This window comes from Shewanella hanedai (genome assembly GCF_007197645.1).
Lineage (GTDB): Bacteria > Pseudomonadota > Gammaproteobacteria > Enterobacterales > Shewanellaceae > Shewanella > Shewanella hanedai.
Genome location: NZ_VKGK01000034.1, coordinates 41,846 through 61,280, shown reverse-complemented (window position 1 = coordinate 61,280; position 19,435 = coordinate 41,846). Strand labels below are relative to the sequence as shown.

Genomic DNA, 19,435 nt, shown 5'->3' with positions numbered 1-19,435 from the left:
TGATCACCAAATGCCATGAATGTTCCTCACTATTTCACCTATCTCATTATTTATTCATCTCTTTTTGTGGGGATTCGTCAGACTCTGAGTAGATCAACTTCTTATACTGATTGGTATTACACAGAATAAGAGATATCTTCCACCGACCCATAAGGATATGGGGAATGTCTTTAAAGCGTATGGAACGTTTAATACCAATCAGTATAAGACCAAAGAAAGAGCACTTAACACCAATTGAACCCACATTTATCTAATCGGTCTGCTTTGACGCATTTTGTTGATTAGAAAAACGCATAAAAAAATCTCTAGTAATAGCTGACTATTACTAGAGATTTCAACACTAACTCAAACAGTAATGAAAGTAACGGTACTAAGCGTCACCTTTATACCCCATATCAGTCAGTTAAGTATTAAGCACAAAACTATCAATCATAGACACCATGCGGCCTATTTCTGGTTTAGTGATAGTATCATTTGCACCTAATGCTAATGCCTTTCCTCGATTATCTTCGCTCATTAATGAGGAGAACATAACAATGGGCATCGTTTTATAGACTGGCATATCTCGAAGACGTTTCAGCAGATGTAACCCATCCATTCGAGGCATCTCTACGTCAGAAATGATGCCACTGACCATATCCTCAACAGATGCACCGGCTTCGCTAGCCAGTCTCTCTATCTCCTGCAACATCTCCAGTGCATCGCCACCATCTTTGGCAGTAATGATATTGTACCCAGCTGTACGTAAGGTATTTTCAATCATCTTACGAATAAAAGCAGAATCATCGACAATCAATATGGTGTTCGCAGCACGTTTAGCTAACATCTCATCATCGATAACGACACTCTTATCCAGAGTCACGTCATACTTATCCATACTTAATTCTGGATTGATATCCGAAATGATTTTCTCGAAATCCAAAACCATAATAAGGTGGCCTTCACGGCGCACAACTGCAACCACACAATCTTGCTCACCCGCCTCCAAAAATTGACTTGGAGATTCAACTTGTTCCCATGACACACGGTGAATACTGCGGACACTATCAATTAAGAAACCATTAATCATCTTATTGAAATCAGTTACGATCACAACTTTAGTTGTTAGGTCATTTTGAGTCGGGATCCCAAGCCAACCAGCAAGATCCACAAGTGGGATAAGATTGTCTCTTAAAGAGAAAACCCCCACCATATGGGATTGAGCATTGGGGTAATCTGAGGTATCGGGTACTCTGATGACTTCCCGAACCTTAGCCACATTGATGCCGTAATGACAGACTTTATGTCCGCCACCCTCTAATGTTTTATGTAGATGGAACTCAATAATTTCAAGCTCATTAGTTCCACTTTCAGTCAGAATATCCGATTTTTTCAATTCGCTCATACTTAGTACTCAAATGTGCTCAAGACAGCTCAAGCTGGAAGGAGAAATACATAACTACTATTTAGTATAGGAAGGGAATCGGACTTTATGCATTATTATAGCCAAACCACTTCAAAATATAGGGTTCAACATGTCGAGAAGTAAAAAAGGACCAGCGAGTTCATTACTCTTCAACTACTGAACCATACATTATTTTCGATAATAACTTATGCGTCCTACCTTTAGTTCCAGCAGTCGTACTCTTCATTATGTAGCGGGACTGATGACGCTAATACCAAACACAAAAGCATGTTACTTTTCGCTTTTCTCTGCGGGGGTTCCCGTAAAACCCGCACATATGAGTAACATAAAAAATGAACATCAGCTAGTCTACCAGCGGCCTGCAATCAACATCTCAATACCATTTTGACATAACTCATTGCTACTTAAGCTTTATCTTAAATAACGCAAATACTGAAAAATAAATAAATCGAATAAATAGATAAAGATAACTCAGAAAACTACTTCAACTTTAAATACGTCTCAGTTTTCCAATCAAACAGATATTCGACACCTTGCCATTCATATAGAGTGCGTCCATCTCTTTGTATGACTCGGGCGTTCTCTGGCAGACTTTTTAATCCTGACGCATATTGGATACTGGTCGTGACTCTCTGCGGTGGTGTTATCACCTTAGGTTTTTCAGTTTGTCGCTCATCACGATAGATAGAGCGATTATAGCGGTAAGGATAGTGCCAGTTAGCGCGATTCCAGTGGTTGCTCCAATAAGGGCGATAACGATAACGGTCCCAATAAGGATTGCCGATGCCGACTCCCCAACTACTGCTCCAACTCGGCTGCACCCAAACATTACTGCTCCATCCGAAACGATCGCTAGCGTGTACATTTACGCTAAAAAGAGACAATAAACCAAACAAAATAATGACCTGACCAGCACCAAATAATTTACGCATTTACCTCCCTCCACATTCACTTCGTCATTAAGCTCAAGTCCCACTCTACTCCCATTTACAGCAAGATGTAATTCACCTCTAGCTTATCTATTTACTCTCTCTTCTTATTTGCAGCGAATCAGTTAAACATGCGTACTAAAAATGCTATAGTGCGCGCAATATCACATTTATCATCAGGGTTATTTCCACATGAGTTTTAAGGATTTACGCAGTTTTATAGACCACCTAGAGAAAGAAGGTGAACTTAAGCGTATTAGCCATCCGGTCGATCCTAATCTTGAAATGACAGAGATCGCCGATCGCGTATTACGTGCTAAGGGTCCAGCTCTGTTATTTGAAAACCCTGTCGGCAATGATATGCCTGTTTTGGTTAACCTTTTTGGTACGCCCAAACGCGTGGCTATGGCATTAGGTAAAGAAGATCCTCTCGCATTAAGAGAAGTGGGTGAGCTACTGGCTTTCCTCAAAGAGCCCGAGCCTCCTCGTGGATTTAAAGATGCGATCGCCAAGATCCCTATGTTCAAACAAGCGCTGAACATGCCACCTAAAACTGTACGTAATCCACCTTGCCAGCAAATCGTCAAAAAGGGCGAGGATGTCGATCTTACCAAACTCCCTATTCAACACTGCTGGCCAGGAGATGTTGCGCCACTCGTCACTTGGGGATTAACCATCACCAAAGGCCCTCGCCAGAAACGTCAGAATTTAGGCATCTATCGTCAGCAACTGCTGAGTAAAGATAAACTAATTATGCGCTGGCTCGATCATCGCGGCGGCGCATTAGACTTTAAAGATTTTAAAGAGAAGCACCCAGGTGAGCGCTATCCGGTTGTCGTCGCCCTAGGTGCGGATCCTGTGACTATTTTAGGTGCTGTGACGCCAGTACCAGATTCGATGAGTGAATACGCCTTCGCTGGGCTACTGCGCGGCGAGCGCACCGAAGTATGTAAAGCACTGAGCTGTGATTTAGAAGTGCCGGCCACCAGCGAGATCATTTTAGAGGGTTATATCGATCCCGATGAAATGGCTGTAGAGGGTCCTTATGGCGATCATACCGGTTATTACAACGAGACAGACTCTTTCCCTGTCTTCACCGTAACCCACATTACCCATAGAAAAGACGCCATCTACCACAGCACTTACACTGGCCGTCCACCTGATGAGCCAGCCATGTTAGGTGTTGCACTCAATGAAATATTTGTGCCTATTTTACGTAAACAATACCCAGAAATTATCGACTTTTACCTGCCGCCTGAAGGCTGCTCGTACAGAATGGCGGTCATCTCAATACGCAAGCAATACCCAGGTCATGCTAAGCGCGTGATGATGGGGGCTTGGTCCTTCCTACGTCAGTTTATGTACACCAAGTTTATTGTTGTCGTCGACGAAGATGTTAACTGCCGTGATTGGAACGATGTCATCTGGGCCATTACCACTCGAATGGACCCTAAGCGTGATACTGTAATGATAGAAAACACCCCTATCGATTACCTCGACTTTGCCTCTCCGGTTGCCGGACTAGGTTCAAAAATGGGTATGGATGCAACCAATAAGTGGCCAGGCGAAACCGACCGAGAATGGGGAACCCCTATCGTGATGGACCCTGCGGTCAAAGATAAAGTAGATCAGATCTGGGCCGACTTAGGCATAGATTAACCGCCTACCCTATAATTCTATAAATACGTATCTATTAAGCCTCCAAAGAGAGGTAACAAAAGGAAGTTAGATGAACACTATTCGTTGTCAGATAGAGAAAGTTACCCCATTTAATGATGCGGTTTACCAAATCATTCTTAAGCCTGAAACCGCTTTCGACTTTAAAGCTGGTCAGTACCTGTGTGTCGTTATGGGTGAAAAGGACAAGCGTCCATTCTCTATCGCATCAGCACCAGATGCAGAACATATCGAGCTACACATAGGCGCAGCCGTCAGCGAAAGCTACCCTATGCAGGTTGTAGAGCGTATGAAAGAGTGCCTAGCTAATGGTACGAGTATGGAGATAGAAGTACCGGGTGGTGACGCACATCTGCGTCATGACAGTACTCGTCCAAGACTATTAATTGCTGGCGGCACAGGCTTCTCTTACATCAAGAGTATTGTTGAACACCAGATAGCTTTAGATCAAAAAATCCCAACCACTCTTTACTGGGGTTGCCGTAATGTCGATGCGATGTACTACGAGTCTATCGCTCGTGAATGGCATGAAGCACATCCATGGTTACATTTCGTCCCAGTACTGGAAGAAGCGGGTGGAGATTGGAAAGGCAAGAAAGCCAATCTATTAGCCCAAATCAAGGCCGACTACGTTAGCTTAAATGGTTATGACATCTACATTGCTGGACGTTTCGATATGGTTGGCGCTGCACGTGAAGTGTTCCGCAGTATCGGGGTAGAAGAAGCTCATCTTTACGGTGATGCGTTTGCGTTTATCAAGTAGATAAACGCTGTCTATAAGAGACTGATTAACTTGCTGGATAACAAGTTTGCAGTCTCTTTTAATTGATTCATAAAGCTACGCCTTCAATAGCTCAATCCAATACCAACTCCACTAAAAGTTTCAAGCTAGATCCTGAAACAAGTTCAGGATGACGGCTCATGTAACCAAATTTCATTCTCAAATGGCACTTTAAAACAGACCGAAGGCAGCCCTGCTAGTAGACTGAAGTCAATGTTCTAGCGCCTAGAACCTAGAATCTTCTTTTATAACTCAACCTTCTCATATTTAGTCCAGACGATGATGTTCCCCATCAGCGGCACGATCCAAACTGCAGTTTGCTTATCTTTATGGATGCGATAGAAGAACAGTTCGTCATCACGAATATTATGCTTTCTAATCTCGCGATAAAAATGCATCGCTGAGGCGCTGACGGTATCGGGTTTAATGAGATCTTTTTGGGTCACTTTGACATGAAAAACATCCACATCAAGGTTATCGATGGTCTCTTTATACTGCTCGAAATCGCCACGAATTTGATATTTTATCGGCGTAGTTAAGCAGTCTTCATCTGTAATGCAGGTAGAAGAGTAAAACTTACCGGTATTCTCACCTTCATAAACCAGAGATAACCCTACATCAGCGCGGACTAACAGCTCATCTGCCACGGGAAAATAGATATCACCATGATAGTGGTGCTCAATAAATTCTGGCTCTACGGCTTTCTTCTGCTCTTTCTCTTGGAATATTACGTAAGGAGGAATTAGCACTCGGTTATAACGGATGCGTTTCTCCATGGTTCGACTTAAGGCTATGAATTGCTTCATGTCTAAGCCTGCAGGCGTTAGATCAATAGCGGTAAGGTTAATCATTTGATCACGAATACAATGCCCATCACTATCAGTCTCACAACTGGCAAAGGAGTAATGTTCGCCATCGGTAAGCGCATAAGCATTAAAGCTCTCAATACCGGGAATATGATTTGTTTCAGGGGCAATATGCTTCTGCCACATGGAGGGATGAAGCCTGTCTTCCCCTGTTGGGTAGATAAGCTGAATGCTCTCTTTGGTACCACCAATGTTCAGTGGGATCTGCTTATCAGCCTGCCATTTCCCAGCTTCTTGCATCACGGTGTAATTGTTACTGTTAAGCCATGCCAATAGCACCAGCGATAACAGCACAATAATCCCGCCAACCTTAACCATTAATGACACATCAAACAGGGCTGTTTTTATCGATGCAGCATCATTAACAGCCAACATTTTCACATGAGATTTTAATGAGATATGCAGCTGATAACCACGTCTAGCCACAGTTTTAAGCTGCACTTCAGGATAGGGTTCAAGCTTCTTTCTTAGGGTGCTGACACACTGAGTCAGCGAGGTGGCAGCCACCACACGATCAGGCCATCCAACCTGTAGCAGCACATCTTTATCACAGATTGCATCCGGCGCAGAAATCAGGTGGGAAAGGACAGCAGATTCGGAAAATGTGAGCCCTATCGTCGTTCGATTGGCATGATCGACGAGATGGTTAGCTTCACAGTCTAATTCCAAATAAGGGGTAACTTTTAACACCTTACACCTCTTTATCCCCCTCCTCATTGTCAATTAATCAGATATATTGAACGTGAAGAAGGGTTGAATAATTGTGAATACGAATAATGATATTTGAATGCGCAAGATACTGTGATTACTTCAGCAAATCAAACTTATAATTAAGCTGTTTTACTGCTTATTCTCACATACGTGAACTCACTCTCGTAAAAATCCAATGGGTTAAGCCCCATCGTCCTGCTTACTGATAAAAATCAAAATAGATCATAAATTTAGCTATAAAGGTTTGCGCCTAAACAGATGATTTGCTATCACCATCAATACACAAATCCAAACGAACATAGAGCAATATAAGCCCTCTAAAGCCCAAGACGTTTCACTGAACAAAGAGAGGCCACCTTGAGCGCCGATTGCCATGATATTTACCGCGCGGTAAAGGTCGGTTGGATTCAGAGCGATCAGAAGATTAATCACGGTCTGATTCATAAAGCTAAGATCCGCCACCAGCACGGCTAACAGCAACAGATCGTAGAGAAGTACAAACAGAAACCAGACAAACAGTAAGCTACCTACCGCTCTAGCTTTCTCTGTTGCACGCAGACTCACCAGATAACCAATTAAAATAAAGGTGAGCGCCAGCAGAAAGCTGCTTAAAATAAATTGCGTGAAGACCAACATGGTCTCAATGGCGCCATAGTCTTCCCCCAATAACACTAACAGCACACCTGTACCGCCAAAGGCGATGGAGGAGCTAAGCAACATCACAGAACCATGACCGATAAGTTTGCCCAAAATGATCTGAGACCGCGTCAATGGATATGAGAGCAACAATAATAAGGTGCCGGATTCATCCTCACCAACAAATGCATCGTAGCTGAGTAAAATAGCCGCCAATGGGATAATAAACACCGCAATCGTCGATAAACTGGTGATTAAATTATTCAGTTCAGGAAATGCTAACGTGCCGGTTATCGCACTCCCAGCAAAGGTGACACTAAAGGATAGTATGATGAAAATCAGTGAAATAAAGCTTATCCAACGGTTTCGAAAACTGTCCTTAATCTCCTTTGCTGCAATAATCAGTACTGGAGAGCGACGTAAAAGAGGTAAAGAGGTATTAAACATTTTTCATTCCAAAAAACGGGCTAAATAAACGAGCTTTTAATGATGTTTTCGACTGAGCATTAAGTGATGGTGTTAAAGCAAGCGCCTGATGAGACGATTCTGATTCAGCCATAAAGTGGCGATAGATCTCTGCCAACCCCGGCTCCATTATTGAGAAACCAAACTTGCCATATTGAGAGGTGAGGCAACGCACCACTTGGTCTTGCTGTTCTCTATCGAAGTAGAGGGCATCATGACGATAAAGACGAGATAGAAGCGGTTCCTTTTCAGCAAGGTCGGCCAAGCCTTCACATTTAAGCTGAATCTTTAAGCCGCTCAGTGCCCGAAGTTGTGCCAAGCTTCCCAACGCCAAGCGCTCACCTTTGGCCACGATCATAGCGGTATCAATATGAGGCTCAATTAAGGAGAGTTCGTGGGTGCAAACAATCACCGCACAGCCCGTTTGCTTCAACGCTGCTATTTTACTGTAGAGAAATTGAGATGCATGGGGGTCTAAACCCACGGTTGGTTCATCCAATAAGAGTATGTCGGGTTCAGACAAGATCGCCTGGGCAAAACCTAGCCGTTGTTTCATCCCCTTAGAGTAAGTTTTCAGTTGTCTGTCTTTGGCGTAATCTAAACCAAACTCTTCGATAAGTGTGGCAACTTTGGCTTTGCTCACGCCTTTTAGGGCAGCGAAATAATGTAAGATCTCCTCACCGGTTAACTTATCGTAAAAGCTCACATTCTCAGGCAGATAACCCAATCGAACAGGTACGCCCTGCGATGACATGCTACTTGAGCCCTCATTTGCACCTCCCATCAGTGATACCTCACCAATATCAGGTTTTATCAGGCCAAGAATGATTTTTATCAGGGTCGACTTACCTGCGCCATTGTGGCCTAAGAGCGCCATTGTTTGTCCCTGTTTTACAGCAAAGCTCATCTGTTTTAACGCGGTAAAATCACCAAAATGGTGAGTCACCTCATTCACACATACCGCATTATTTTCCATAAAAAGTTCCACCAGAAGAGCGTGTTTTCTCTTGTGCTACATGGGGAGCAACCGCCCTGATTAATCCCGAGTGTCTGCTTGGTTTTAATAGTGGAAAGCTGTCGATAATGCCCGTCTCTTCGACGATATCAAACTCGCTTTGCGCCCACTTAAGTAACATTACAATGGGACTGCCCATCAAGAAGTTCGCTTCAGGATAAAGCCAAAATAGGCGATCTAAATTATCATTTGGACGGTAAGCTTGATGACTCACATTGGCGTCAGATCCCGACCAACCAGTAAAGCTACTCCAGTAGTTTCCACGGCCGTTATGGCTCCACTCAAGCAGCGCTTCACCCACATATTTCACCTGCGCTTGATTACTGATAAAGCGGTTCTCAAAGATGCGATTCCCCTCGCCGCCCATCGCCATATAAATGCCAATATCATTATCAGCAAACAGGTTGTTCCACACTAGGTTGTCCTTGGCACCATAGATAAAGATGCCCTTTCCCTCTCGGCCAAGCTCCACATTCTCACTCGGATTCACTGCCCACTCAGACTCATTGGACTCCACCAGCGAAAGAGAGGTCATGTTCAGCAGCACACCAAAATCCAACGCCTGACTGACTCGATTGTGATGCAGGTGGATTAACTTTGAACTCATCAAGGCATAACCGCCGTCAACATAACGGCTAACATTATTAAAGACTTCATCCTCTTTGGAATACATATAGTGGATGCCGTACTGAAGCCTTGAAAATTGGTTATCGAACACGCGGCTTAGACGGCCTGTTTCGATATAGACCCCATCACGTACATGGGAAATGATATTGCCTGACACGGTAGGAGAGAGGACATTGAGTAAGTAGATGCCATCGCCCCTGTCCAAGGTAAATAGCTCGGCATTACCGACAATGGTATTAGCGACAATATTGATATCACTGAGGGAATCTGCGCTGATCCCAAAACCGTCGCCTCGAAATTGATTCCCGCTAATTTGGGCGTCATTGGCCCCTTCAAGTAATCGGACCCCTGAGTCCTGCTCATAATGATCGTTACCCCAATTACGTATGCGTAAACCAGAGATTTCGACATCAGATGCGGACACCGTAATCGCACTGCCGACGCCGCTGGCATCAACAATCACCTCGCTGTCATTTGCCCCGATGATTGAGAGTGGCTTGTCGACAATAAATTGGCCTTGGTATAAACCGCTGGCCAAGATTAATTGGTCATAAGGCTGAGCCTGTTGCAGTTGCATGATGAGTGTATCGGTTGTGTCGACATGGATAATCTCAGCCTGAACAAAACCCGAGAACAGCAACAATCCACCCCATACACTCATGCACTTCATGCTTACTCTCCGGCCAGCAGCCCTAACGTGATCTGCTTATACTGGAGCACGACACCACCAAACTCTTCAGCAAAAGTTTGCGCACTCTCTTTGGTTGCAAAAGAGGCGACCGCAGATCCCATCACCGCCTTTCGGCTTGTGCCATAGACATACCAAGCTTTAGTGGCATCAATAAATGCGCTGTCATTGGGCTTTTCCCAATCTGTAGTGCCGATATCGTGCACCATCAAGTGACTAATTTGGCGTTGATTCTCTGGTTGTAGGGCAAAATTAAACATGTCGCGAGTCGAACAAAACTTAGGTGAAATATCAGTGTTCTTAAGTTGCAGTGTTCCCTTTGGACCAGGATATTTAGTGATCATCATGCCACACAGGTGACAACGTTCATGTTCGCCGATTGATTGCACCAACACTTGCTCAGGAGCACTGTTATCTTGGCTGCACGCCATAAGAGAGGGGATAAGTAACAAGAGGCAGATTAGCTTTTTCATACAGAACTCAGATTTAAAATGGTAGATAACTAAAAGCAGATAACTCAGCACCCTATCGGTACCTTGCAGGGATTAACCGATAGGAGTGTGAGTCATACTTTTACCCATTAGCTTCTATTACTTTCCTTGCAGGGACGGAGTAATAGAACCTTATATCGCCTATATACCGTATTGTTGCCCGGCATAAAGGATAAACATACGCAGGCACATCATGCCGCTTACCGCACACAAACCTGAGGCATAAAACGCCTTGGCTGAATGACTGAACTTATGGCTGGTAGCAAAATTAAGCAGCAGAGGACCAGCAAAACCGATACCAATAACACCCAACCAAAATACCCATGACCAAGTACCAGTATGAAAAGCAGCAAACGCACTTTGCATCCCTTCGTTGCCCGTAAATAGCGACATGGCGATCATGAAGATAAACAGCGCTTCAGAAAACATAATCGGCCACTCAGCGCCATGAAGCAGTTTCATATCTGGGCTATGTAGATCTTCCTTAAACATCGATACCGCTAACATCTTTGCAGACGCCGCACCCCCTGACATCCCCGACGCGATAAACAGTGCAGGTAGTACAGAGGTGTTGATGATAGGAAAACGAACCAACGCCGAGATCAAGAAACCAGTGTAAGCACAGACCGATAAGGCCAATACCAATACAGAGATCTCCATTGGGCGGCGGAAATTTTTCAATTTCTCAATCACTGGAAGCAACATCTTAAGCTGTGGGTACTGACGCACCTCCTCTTCTAATGCCAGCAGTGCAATGATTGCCACCAGTGGAATATAAAAAGAGAGTGCGATAACACCAATCGACATCACCGAATTAAAGTTGTAGTAAACCAAAATTCGCCAGAAGAAGAGTGGGTTAGTCAAATCTAGTACTAAGCACAACATACCTAAGCTGATCGTGACCAAAGAGATCAAGGCTGCAGCCTTATAAAAAGGTGTATTTTCAGTCTGATTTTTATAGAAGCGAACAAACAGTGCCGTGGCTAATGCGCCGCCAGAGATACCTGCAAAAAACAGGTACACAGCGATAGGCCAAGGCCAGGCAATGCCATCAGAGAGTCCCATAGTAAACTCAATACTTCCGTCCATCTCTATACTCCCAACTTAACAATAGGTATGTATCTAAGACTTGGCTCAGTACCAAAACCAGGCTTCATCCGCACAGAGTCTTTCACTCTAAGCAGTTTACTGACGTAGGAGTCTGGATCGTTTGCATCACCAAAGATCAACGCATCGTAACGACACTGCTGCACACACGCTGGCAGCTCACCAATAGCTAACTTGCTGTGCAAACAAAAATCACAGTTATCAGCAACATCGGTCTCTTTATTGATAAAACGTGCATCGTATGGGCAAGCGCCAATACAATACTTGCAACCAGCACATTTGGCTGCGTCCATGGTCACAATACCGGTCTTCTCATCTCTGTGAGCTGCACCTGTTGGGCATACCGTGACACAAGGGGCGTTCTTACATTGCTGGCATGACACACGAACATATTTACGCTCGCAATCACACTCAGTCTTACCACAATGCGGACATACCTCTCCGACAACTCCACCAGACTGCTGCTCCATCAATAGCCTTGATTTACCGGCTGGTAAATTGTTGGCCAGATTACACGCATCCTTACACTCACCACATCCAGTACACTTGTTCTGATCGAACACCATGACATAGTGGGGTTTATTTGCATCTGACTCTTCTTTGACCGAACTGCACCCTAAGGGCGCTAGTATCAAAGAGCTGGCTCCTAAGCACTTAAGGAACCTCCGTCTCTCTAGATTTTCACTCACAGCATCCTCCATCTATCAGCTATCTTGCTGATCTATTTTATTTATTTCACTGACATCTCTTTAGGCTTATGCTCAGTTTGGGCCTATGATCGGTTAGCTATTTTTTGCTCTGCTCTAAAAATCGCATTATTAATTGAAGCTCGATTGAAGCTCTGACTATCGCTTTGTAACAAGAGTTGCCACTGCTCAATAGCCTGCTCAAACTGACCGTTAAGGTAAGCATGGGTTGCAATTAATAGCCGAGATTGAAATTCGAATTTATCCAGTGCTATCGCCCTTGCCAGTACCAACTCAGTCTCCAGACTCAAGCTTCGATTATCTCGGTAGTACATGGCGGTCGCTTTCATTCCCAGAATCGCTGCATCCTCTCCAGTTAGGGCAATCAGCTCATCGAGGGAGTTGATAGAATCAACATAGAGGCCACCAGCAGCATAGGATTGAGCTAAATTTAATAATGCAATTTCATTGTTGGGTTGTTCGCTGACTGTACGTGCGTTCTTATTGATATCTGCAGCGATCAGATAATCAATATTTTCATCTACGACTCCTTTATCCCATTCACCAAAACGCCCGATTTGGGCGTAAAGGCTCACACAAAATAGTAAGAAAACCATCGATAGTGCCACCGGTACCTTGATCTCACTTAGCGAGAATGGCGTGTAACGATGACCTTCATCGCCAGTAGCAGACTCGTTAAGCAGAAGGTGAGCAGATTGGAGATGATGTCGCCAAATAAGTGCGATAAACACACTTAAGGAGATCCCAATACCGACGGCAAGACTGTTCATAATGATTCTCTTAAAACGTATTAACGATAGTGAAAGTTGGACTAGTGCGGGCTACCTTTTCCGCCCATCATGCCGCCCATTCCCATACCACTAAGCCCCATACCATGAGCGTTTTCACCTGGCTCTTCCACTTTTACCAGCTCAACTTCAAACACTAATGTTGAGCTAGGTGGGATCATGCCGACAGTGTCGTTGCCGTAAGCAAGAGCAGCAGGAATCGCAAACTTGTAGATAGATCCTTCAGGCATCAAGGTGATCCCTTCTTGCCAACCTGCAATCACACTGATAAGTGCGAAGCGATTTGGCTCACCGCGCTCATAAGAGTCATCAAATTGTGTGCCATCGACTAAGAAACCTTTGTAGTTAACGGTCACGACATCTTCAGGGTTAGGAATACGTCCCTCGCCTTGCTTTAATACTTGGTACTGCAAACCAGATTTAGTCACGACCACATCTGAGTTACTCTTGTTTGTCTCCAGATACGCTTGGCCGTCGGCCATGCTCTTCTGAGCAATCTTCTCTATCTCTGCGGTGCGCACAGCGTTTAAGAATTCAGCGCGCTTATTGAGGTAAGTTAATACCTCTTCATCAGTAAATTTCTGCTGACCTTTAAGGGCATCAATCGCTCCTTGTACAACCATATCAACATCAACTTCAGCACCCATTTGGGTCTGACTGAAAATCTGATTTGAGATGTAGTTACCAACCGATGCGCCTATGCTGTAAGACTCTTTTTGTAGATCGGTGGTAGGTTCGTTATTTGCCAAGCTGTGTGCAGAGATAAAAAGTGAAAAACTGGTCACAACAGCTAATGTATTTCGGGTAAATTTTTTCATGAATGTATTCTCTGAGTTATTGCTTAAGTTTTTAGTATCTTGATCTAATTATAATTTTTATATTTTATTGGCTAACAATACTGGCTATGGCTTTTCGGTCACACGACCGGATAAACGCCACCCGTAGATACCTTCTGGCATCTGACGAACACCGGTATAACCCAACTTCATCACGGCTCTTGCGGCTATTTCGCTGGCATTGCAAAGGCGATTAGCGCAGTAAAAAACCATGACGGCATCCTTGTCTGCAGGCAGTAATTTTTTCCAATCTTTAACATTGAAATAGATAGCACCTGGAATATACCCTTCGGCCCAGAGCTCCAAGGTATTCACATCGAAGAAATGGACTCCCTCCTTACCCACTAACGTTTCCGCTTCCCTCATATTGATATGATTGAACTGGATATCTTGGTACTTAGCCGGTGCCATTTCAGAACCACCGCCCGCAAAACCCGTCATAGGAAGTACAAGTAAGGTCAAAGAGATAACCAATTTTCCAAATGCATTTTTCATTGTATGTCTCTCATTTGCTTCGCCATCCAGATCTCTCAAACCGCGAGGGAGCTGGAGGCGAAACGGGTTAACTTAGTGTGGATTAGTTAGCTTTTGCTGAATAACCACTGCCATCTAAGATATTTTGAGCTTGGGTTACGTAAGTCTGAGCTGCGTCGAGACGCTTCTGGCTATAACGGAAACCATGTACACCCCATGAACCATCTTTCTGAATTAGGTTGACAGTTTCCTGCGCCTTCTCAGCTAGCATAAGTACTTGAGTCTTATCTTCAGTAGACAACTTAGTCACTTCAAGCAGCTTGTCGATACGCTCTAGCGCAACAACAACATCAGCGTGAACTTCCTTAATCGGCTTCTGCCACTTCATCACTTCGCCGTAGATTTCCATCTGGTCGTCATAGTGAAGACCGGTTTCTAGCTCAGACTGGAATGGGCTGTGACAACCTTTGTTATCAACCACATCTTTGTCTGAAATAGCGGTACGAGCACATGACCACATAAGATCTAGGTAGTTATGGTCTTCTTCGTTCTTAGCCACAGTCCAACCCTTCACAGAAGAATCGCGAGGCTGACCTTCAGGTGGGTTAAGAGTCTTACGTTCTGGGTGAATATCGATTTTCCACATGTGTGAACGGCGAACCGCATCGAAACCAGCCATATCCGGGAACTGAATCGCGGCAAAGTTCTCACAACTGCCCATGTTAGGCATGTGACAGCTTTGACATGTTTGCTTGTTATGAGTATCAGTGTTGTCAGTGATCAAAGTTTGCGCTTCATGACAATCCTTACAGTCTTTCTTAAGCAATGGCTTTGAGAAACCTGATAGGAAATCACCGTCAGTTACTTCATGAGGATCGTGACAAGTCGTACAACGCATACCTTTCTCGTAGTGAGCAGAGGCAAACATCTGTGAACCTTCAGTACCACAAGATGGACAAGCAGACTTGAAGTACACGCCAAAGGCGTATTCCATCTTCTCTTGGCCTTTCTCGGTGTCTGCTAGCTCATCAACAAAGAAGAATCTCTGATGACAACGCTCACAGTTAGACTCCATACCACCGGTGCCGCCATCTAAGTGACCACCCGCGCCATGACACTCTTCACAAGCGATACCTTTACTGATGGTATGGTCTTGTAGCTTCTTGGCATCACCAAGTGCATCGAAGAATTCGTCTTTAGATTTGAAGTCAAACTTATAGGTATGACACATTTCACAGTAAGAACTACCTGGCTGGAACAGCATCTCTTTTTCATACTTAGCGCCGTATGAAGTCATGCCCCACTGGTGAGATGCTGATGGACCAAAGTCTTCCAATTTTGTTGGGAACTCAGGAATTGACTTGTTGATCTTCTTTGCCATTTCAGGCGTTAACCATTCAGCCCAACCGCGAGAGAACTGGTTACCACCAGCGACCATTTTACCGGTGCCTTCAGATAACAAACCGTCACGGATGTGGTAAGTACCACGCACTAGATAGTTATCTAGGAAACCGTATTTTGTACGAGGAGTACCAATGATGGCATATACGTCATCAGCGCGGATACCATCTGGTAACATAGACGCGTCACTGCCGTAAAGTTTGGCATTTAGATCACCGTTTGGCACTTCTTTATCGGTAATTTCACTTGGGAAACGAACGACGTTAGCGTGACGCGAACGCTGCCATTTCTCATATTGAAGCGCATGACATTCGCCACACTTTTCAGGGCCAACAAAGTTGTTTGGAAAATCGAGTGTTGATTTAGCACCTAGGCGATACTGAATAGCGCTTGGACGACCCACACGCTTACTGTATGCCTGGCTTCCACCAGTATCGAGATATTCTTCACCACGGTCACTGATATGGTAATCACCAATCAGGTTACCCTCTTCGTGATACTTAAATACTGGGTGGTTTTGGAAAAGGAAATCGAACAGCTCATCTTCTTGCACAATATAATCTTGCAAGGATCTAACACCAGTTCGCTCCACAGTGCCTTGGTAATCTGCCATCGACTCTTTTGCCGACTTACCCATTTCTGGAATGCTGTTGTACTTATCACCAGCAGCGTTCACATTAGCAATGGCACCTAAACAAAACAGCACACCTAAGGCTACCTTGTGTTTCCATCGTTTCATCACTCACTCCTACTTATCATTTATTTTATTATTTAGATTGTTTCGATTCTTTATCGTATTTTTTTAATTCAACACACTTGAAACTCAAACTTACTTATTTATAAATCAGGTTCATCAGCTGATTTTAAATTTTGCTTTTCGCATTATTAGTAAGTCGTAATTTCAAATGTGGTCCTACAAATCTAACCGTTCACCGAACCACATAAACAACTGAGCAGGGTCTATTTTTCATAAAAAAACCATCAGAAACCTGCGCTAGAGCACAAAAGGAAACGCATTAGATATCAGTAAATGTAAAAAATAAAATAAACTTTATTTTCAATAGCTTGAAAATATAAAAATTAAATTACTCAGTTGTAAAAGTTCAGTTTTTAGATCTAAAAAGCTGTAAAAGGCGGGCTTAAGATGTCAAAAATGATTAAAGCGGAACAAAAGAAGAGTGACTATGATCTTTGTCTCAGAAAGAGATAAATGAATAGCTTATCGTTCTAAACAATAAGTTTTTTATTAAGACAAGAAAATGATACCTGAGATAGGACTAACCTTATTAATTGCTGCAAGCTGCCTATCGTTAATCTTATCTATTATTACAATAGTTGGCATTAAAACAGACAGCGATTATTTAACAAGCTATAGCAAACCGCTTATTTATTTAATATTTATTGCACTATTAAGTTCAATTATCAGCTTAGCTTACAGCTTTTTAACCGATGATTTTTCTGTTGCCTATGTTGCCAACCACTCAAACACTGAACTCGCCGCCCTCTATAAAGTTGCGGCAGTATGGGGCTCCCATGAAGGCTCTATGTTGTTCTGGGTGTTCGCTATCTCAGCTTGGGCGGCACTTATCTACACAAAGAAAACAGCTCAAAGGGGCCGCTTTCATCAGCAGATGATGGCCATATTAGCCTTAGTGATCTTGGGCTTTTCGCTGTTCTTACTGTTTACCTCGAATCCATTTGCCAGGCTGTTACCCGAGTTTCCTATTCAAGGCAGAGACCTTAACCCTATCTTGCAAGATATTGGCTTAATCATTCACCCACCGCTGCTATTTCTCGGCTATGTTGGTCTCACAATTTGTTTTGCCGGCGCTGTATCAGCACTGCTATGTGGTGGCCTGACACAAGAGTACGCTAAGCATCTTCGCCCTTGGGCAATCATGGCTTGGGTGTTTCTCACGGGCGGTAACGCCTTTGGATCTTGGTGGGCCTACAATGAACTGGGTTGGGGCGGTTGGTGGTTCTGGGATCCAGTAGAAAACGCCTCCTTTATTCCATGGCTTGTGGCCACTGCAATGATGCACTCCATCACGATGACTTACCGTCGCGGCATCTTTGGCTCAACGACTATATTTCTTTGCATACTGGCTTTTTCACTGAGTCTTCTCGGCAGCTTTTTAGTCAGATCGGGAGTCGTTCAATCGGTGCACGCTTTTGCCTCAGATCCCACCCGTGGCATGTCAATTCTGGTACTGCTTATCTTGTTTGCTGGTTCTGCAATGGCGCTATTTGCCAGTAAAACCAGTCAACAAACAATCAAGGTCGATTTCACACTGCGTTCAAAAGAGACCTTGCTACTTTTGGGTAATCTTCTGCTCGTTACCGCCGCACTGTCAGTGCTGTTAGGTACCTGCTACCCGTTAATGTTTGAAGTATTAACGGGCAGCACTATCTCAGTGGGTGCGCCCTACTTTAATAGTATTTTCATCCCAATTGCGGCCCTTATCTTCCTGTTAATGGGCTTTGCACCTCTGCAAGCATGGCAAAATACCACCAGCAGTATTCGCAGCCAACTCTTGCTACTCGCTTTGTGTATCGCTGTAGCCTTGGTGATCACTTTGGTTAGCCAGCCTAGTTTTAATCTCTGGTTATTCATCGGGTGTTTCTCTGTTTTATGGATCGTTACCGCGACGGGATTAGCCATTAAGAACCGCTCCTCAAGAAACAAGAATCACACTGAGGAGAAGCATTCAAATAGACGTTTTTATGCCATGTGTATTGCCCATGTCGGCGTTGCACTCTCGGTGCTTGGTGCCACTTATGTCTCTAACTTTGAGCAGGAGGAGTTACTACGCATGGGACCTGGACAGGGGAAAACCCTCGCTGGTTATACCTTTGTTTACGAAGAGACTCAGGCAGTTGAAAGCAGCAGTTATACTGCCATTCAAGCACAAATAAAGGTACTCGATGCCGATGAAGAATTCGTCACCTACATCTACCCTCAAAGGCAGACGTTTAAAAGCAATGCGATGGAATTATCAGCCGCGGGGATCCACTCCAGCATCTTAGGCGATCTTTATATCTCTATGGGTCAACAGCTCAAAAGTGGTGATGCCCTAAGTGACAATGAATACCTTATCCGCATCGGCTATAAACCTTTTGTTAGCTGGATCTGGATTGGGGCCATTTTCATGATGTTCTCCGGCATTATCTTGGTCATGACGCCGCGCAGAGCAACAAGCAATGCAACAGAGCAGGTAAGAGCTCTTCAACGTTCAGAGGCGATCCAATGAACCGCACACTGAAAACTTCTATCCCATCTTCAATGACCAAAATGGCTCTGTACTGTCTGCTCATCCTTGCCTCAATTTTCGCCCTGCTAGTTTTTTCAGGCAATGTGATGGCAGACAGTATCCAGAGCAACAGTCTGGGGACTCCGACTCATTACAATAAAGTTGAGATCAGAGAATTGGGCTTTGAGATTGCCAAAGAGCTACGCTGTCCAACATCACCGAATCAAAACCTATTCGATTCTCAGAGCCGCATAGCGAGTGAATTGAAAGGGCAGATATTCCTGATGCTAGAACAAGGGAACTCTAAACAGACCATTATCGACTTTATGGTGCAGCGTTACGGCGAAAAGATGCGTTATCTGCCAAGTCTTAACTCAGGCACCGCCTTTCTCTGGTTAGCGCCTCTTTTGCTGGTACTGCTGGCCATAGGTGGGGTCTATTTTTTCATTCGCCCCGAGCTTATCGTCTCATCAAGGGCTGAATCATCGACATTAATATCCTCACAACAGGACACAAAGAATGAGTAACACAACCGGTAAAACAGTCATGGAGAAAACCTTATTAGCGATGAGTCTCATAC

The 19,435-nt window shown here is 44.1% G+C and carries 17 protein-coding genes; 4 read left to right on the top strand and 13 right to left on the bottom strand.

Annotated elements, in window-relative coordinates:
- Positions 1–403 precede the first annotated feature (403 nt).
- Positions 404–1,384 (bottom strand): chemotaxis protein, encoded by a 981-nt coding sequence (locus tag FN961_RS21095; RefSeq protein WP_144042142.1) that lies wholly within the window; start codon positions 1,382–1,384, stop codon positions 404–406.
- A 500-nt stretch (positions 1,385–1,884) separates the two neighbouring features.
- Positions 1,885–2,337, bottom strand: coding sequence for a hypothetical protein (locus tag FN961_RS21090; RefSeq protein WP_144042141.1), 453 nt, complete (start codon positions 2,335–2,337; stop codon positions 1,885–1,887).
- A 189-nt stretch (positions 2,338–2,526) separates the two neighbouring features.
- On the opposite strand from FN961_RS21090, the gene ubiD reads away from it, so the two are divergent.
- Both ubiD and fre read left to right on the top strand, forming a co-directional pair.
- Complete coding sequence (ubiD, locus tag FN961_RS21085) at positions 2,527–3,993, top strand: 4-hydroxy-3-polyprenylbenzoate decarboxylase (protein ID WP_144042140.1); 1,467 nt, start codon at positions 2,527–2,529, stop codon at positions 3,991–3,993.
- Between the two features lie 70 nt (positions 3,994–4,063).
- Positions 4,064–4,774: an NAD(P)H-flavin reductase gene (fre, locus tag FN961_RS21080; protein ID WP_144042139.1), complete on the top strand. Its 711-nt coding sequence runs from the start codon at positions 4,064–4,066 to the stop codon at positions 4,772–4,774.
- 263 nt (positions 4,775–5,037) lie between these two features.
- Here fre and FN961_RS21075 read toward each other — a convergent pair whose 3' ends face one another.
- The 11 genes from FN961_RS21075 to FN961_RS21025 all read right to left on the bottom strand — a co-directional run bounded on the left by FN961_RS21075 (position 5,038) and on the right by FN961_RS21025 (position 16,343).
- The gene (locus FN961_RS21075) at positions 5,038–6,348 is read right to left on the bottom strand and encodes a winged helix-turn-helix domain-containing protein (protein WP_144042138.1); all 1,311 of its coding nucleotides are present in this window, start codon (positions 6,346–6,348) and stop codon (positions 5,038–5,040) included.
- 255 nt (positions 6,349–6,603) lie between these two features.
- A complete protein-coding gene (locus tag FN961_RS21070) occupies positions 6,604–7,452 on the bottom strand; it encodes an ABC transporter permease (protein ID WP_144042137.1) in 849 nt (282 codons plus the stop codon).
- Positions 7,445–8,446 (bottom strand): ABC transporter ATP-binding protein, encoded by a 1,002-nt coding sequence (locus tag FN961_RS21065; protein WP_144042136.1) that lies wholly within the window; start codon positions 8,444–8,446, stop codon positions 7,445–7,447. The genes FN961_RS21070 and FN961_RS21065 overlap by 8 nt, the downstream gene beginning before the upstream one ends.
- Positions 8,436–9,782 carry a nitrous oxide reductase family maturation protein NosD gene (gene nosD / locus FN961_RS21060; RefSeq protein ID WP_229814760.1) on the bottom strand — a complete coding sequence of 449 codons (1,347 nt, stop codon included), beginning with the start codon at positions 9,780–9,782 and terminating at the stop codon, positions 8,436–8,438. The genes FN961_RS21065 and nosD overlap by 11 nt, the downstream gene beginning before the upstream one ends.
- Positions 9,783–9,784: 2 nt before the next feature.
- The gene (locus tag FN961_RS21055) at positions 9,785–10,273 is read right to left on the bottom strand and encodes a nitrous oxide reductase accessory protein NosL (RefSeq protein ID WP_144042135.1); all 489 of its coding nucleotides are present in this window, start codon (positions 10,271–10,273) and stop codon (positions 9,785–9,787) included.
- A gap of 159 nt (positions 10,274–10,432) precedes the next feature.
- Complete coding sequence (nrfD, locus tag FN961_RS21050) at positions 10,433–11,380, bottom strand: NrfD/PsrC family molybdoenzyme membrane anchor subunit (protein WP_144042134.1); 948 nt, start codon at positions 11,378–11,380, stop codon at positions 10,433–10,435.
- A gap of 2 nt (positions 11,381–11,382) precedes the next feature.
- A complete protein-coding gene (locus tag FN961_RS21045) occupies positions 11,383–12,087 on the bottom strand; it encodes a 4Fe-4S dicluster domain-containing protein (protein ID WP_144042133.1) in 705 nt (234 codons plus the stop codon).
- Between the two features lie 83 nt (positions 12,088–12,170).
- Positions 12,171–12,875, bottom strand: a complete 705-nt coding sequence (locus FN961_RS21040) for a tetratricopeptide repeat protein (RefSeq protein WP_144042132.1) — start codon at positions 12,873–12,875, stop codon at positions 12,171–12,173.
- A gap of 41 nt (positions 12,876–12,916) precedes the next feature.
- Positions 12,917–13,711 (bottom strand): FKBP-type peptidyl-prolyl cis-trans isomerase, encoded by a 795-nt coding sequence (locus FN961_RS21035; RefSeq protein WP_144042131.1) that lies wholly within the window; start codon positions 13,709–13,711, stop codon positions 12,917–12,919.
- 84 nt (positions 13,712–13,795) lie between these two features.
- Positions 13,796–14,170, bottom strand: a complete 375-nt coding sequence (locus FN961_RS21030; protein WP_373293462.1) for a rhodanese-like domain-containing protein — start codon at positions 14,168–14,170, stop codon at positions 13,796–13,798.
- A gap of 136 nt (positions 14,171–14,306) precedes the next feature.
- The gene (locus FN961_RS21025) at positions 14,307–16,343 is read right to left on the bottom strand and encodes a cytochrome c3 family protein (RefSeq protein ID WP_144042129.1); all 2,037 of its coding nucleotides are present in this window, start codon (positions 16,341–16,343) and stop codon (positions 14,307–14,309) included.
- 520 nt (positions 16,344–16,863) lie between these two features.
- Here FN961_RS21025 and FN961_RS21020 point away from each other — a divergent pair.
- Positions 16,864–18,855: a heme lyase CcmF/NrfE family subunit gene (locus FN961_RS21020; RefSeq protein ID WP_144042128.1), complete on the top strand. Its 1,992-nt coding sequence runs from the start codon at positions 16,864–16,866 to the stop codon at positions 18,853–18,855.
- Positions 18,852–19,382, top strand: coding sequence for a cytochrome c-type biogenesis protein (locus tag FN961_RS21015; RefSeq protein WP_229814761.1), 531 nt, complete (start codon positions 18,852–18,854; stop codon positions 19,380–19,382). Before FN961_RS21020 ends, FN961_RS21015 begins: the two co-directional genes overlap by 4 nt.
- Positions 19,383–19,435 lie beyond the last annotated feature (53 nt).

Bases quoted from the DNA above. Each gene is read 5' to 3' on its own strand.
- FN961_RS21090 (WP_144042141.1), bottom strand. From the start codon at position 2,337: ATGCGTAAATTATTTGGTGCTGGTCAGGTCATTATTTTGTTTGGTTTA.
- FN961_RS21055 (WP_144042135.1), bottom strand. From the start codon at position 10,273: ATGAAAAAGCTAATCTGCCTCTTGTTACTTATCCCCTCTCTTATGGCG.
- FN961_RS21095 (WP_144042142.1), bottom strand. From the start codon at position 1,384: ATGAGCGAATTGAAAAAATCGGATATTCTGACTGAAAGTGGAACTAAT.
- nrfD (WP_144042134.1), bottom strand. From the start codon at position 11,380: ATGGACGGAAGTATTGAGTTTACTATGGGACTCTCTGATGGCATTGCC.
- FN961_RS21035 (WP_144042131.1), bottom strand. From the start codon at position 13,711: ATGAAAAAATTTACCCGAAATACATTAGCTGTTGTGACCAGTTTTTCA.
- FN961_RS21070 (WP_144042137.1), bottom strand. From the start codon at position 7,452: ATGTTTAATACCTCTTTACCTCTTTTACGTCGCTCTCCAGTACTGATT.
- FN961_RS21040 (WP_144042132.1), bottom strand. From the start codon at position 12,875: ATGAACAGTCTTGCCGTCGGTATTGGGATCTCCTTAAGTGTGTTTATC.
- FN961_RS21020 (WP_144042128.1), top strand. From the start codon at position 16,864: ATGATACCTGAGATAGGACTAACCTTATTAATTGCTGCAAGCTGCCTA.
- nosD (WP_229814760.1), bottom strand. From the start codon at position 9,782: ATGAAGTGCATGAGTGTATGGGGTGGATTGTTGCTGTTCTCGGGTTTT.
- fre (WP_144042139.1), top strand. From the start codon at position 4,064: ATGAACACTATTCGTTGTCAGATAGAGAAAGTTACCCCATTTAATGAT.
- FN961_RS21015 (WP_229814761.1), top strand. From the start codon at position 18,852: ATGAACCGCACACTGAAAACTTCTATCCCATCTTCAATGACCAAAATG.
- ubiD (WP_144042140.1), top strand. From the start codon at position 2,527: ATGAGTTTTAAGGATTTACGCAGTTTTATAGACCACCTAGAGAAAGAA.
- FN961_RS21030 (WP_373293462.1), bottom strand. From the start codon at position 14,170: ATGACGGGTTTTGCGGGCGGTGGTTCTGAAATGGCACCGGCTAAGTAC.
- FN961_RS21065 (WP_144042136.1), bottom strand. From the start codon at position 8,446: ATGGAAAATAATGCGGTATGTGTGAATGAGGTGACTCACCATTTTGGT.
- FN961_RS21025 (WP_144042129.1), bottom strand. From the start codon at position 16,343: ATGAAACGATGGAAACACAAGGTAGCCTTAGGTGTGCTGTTTTGTTTA.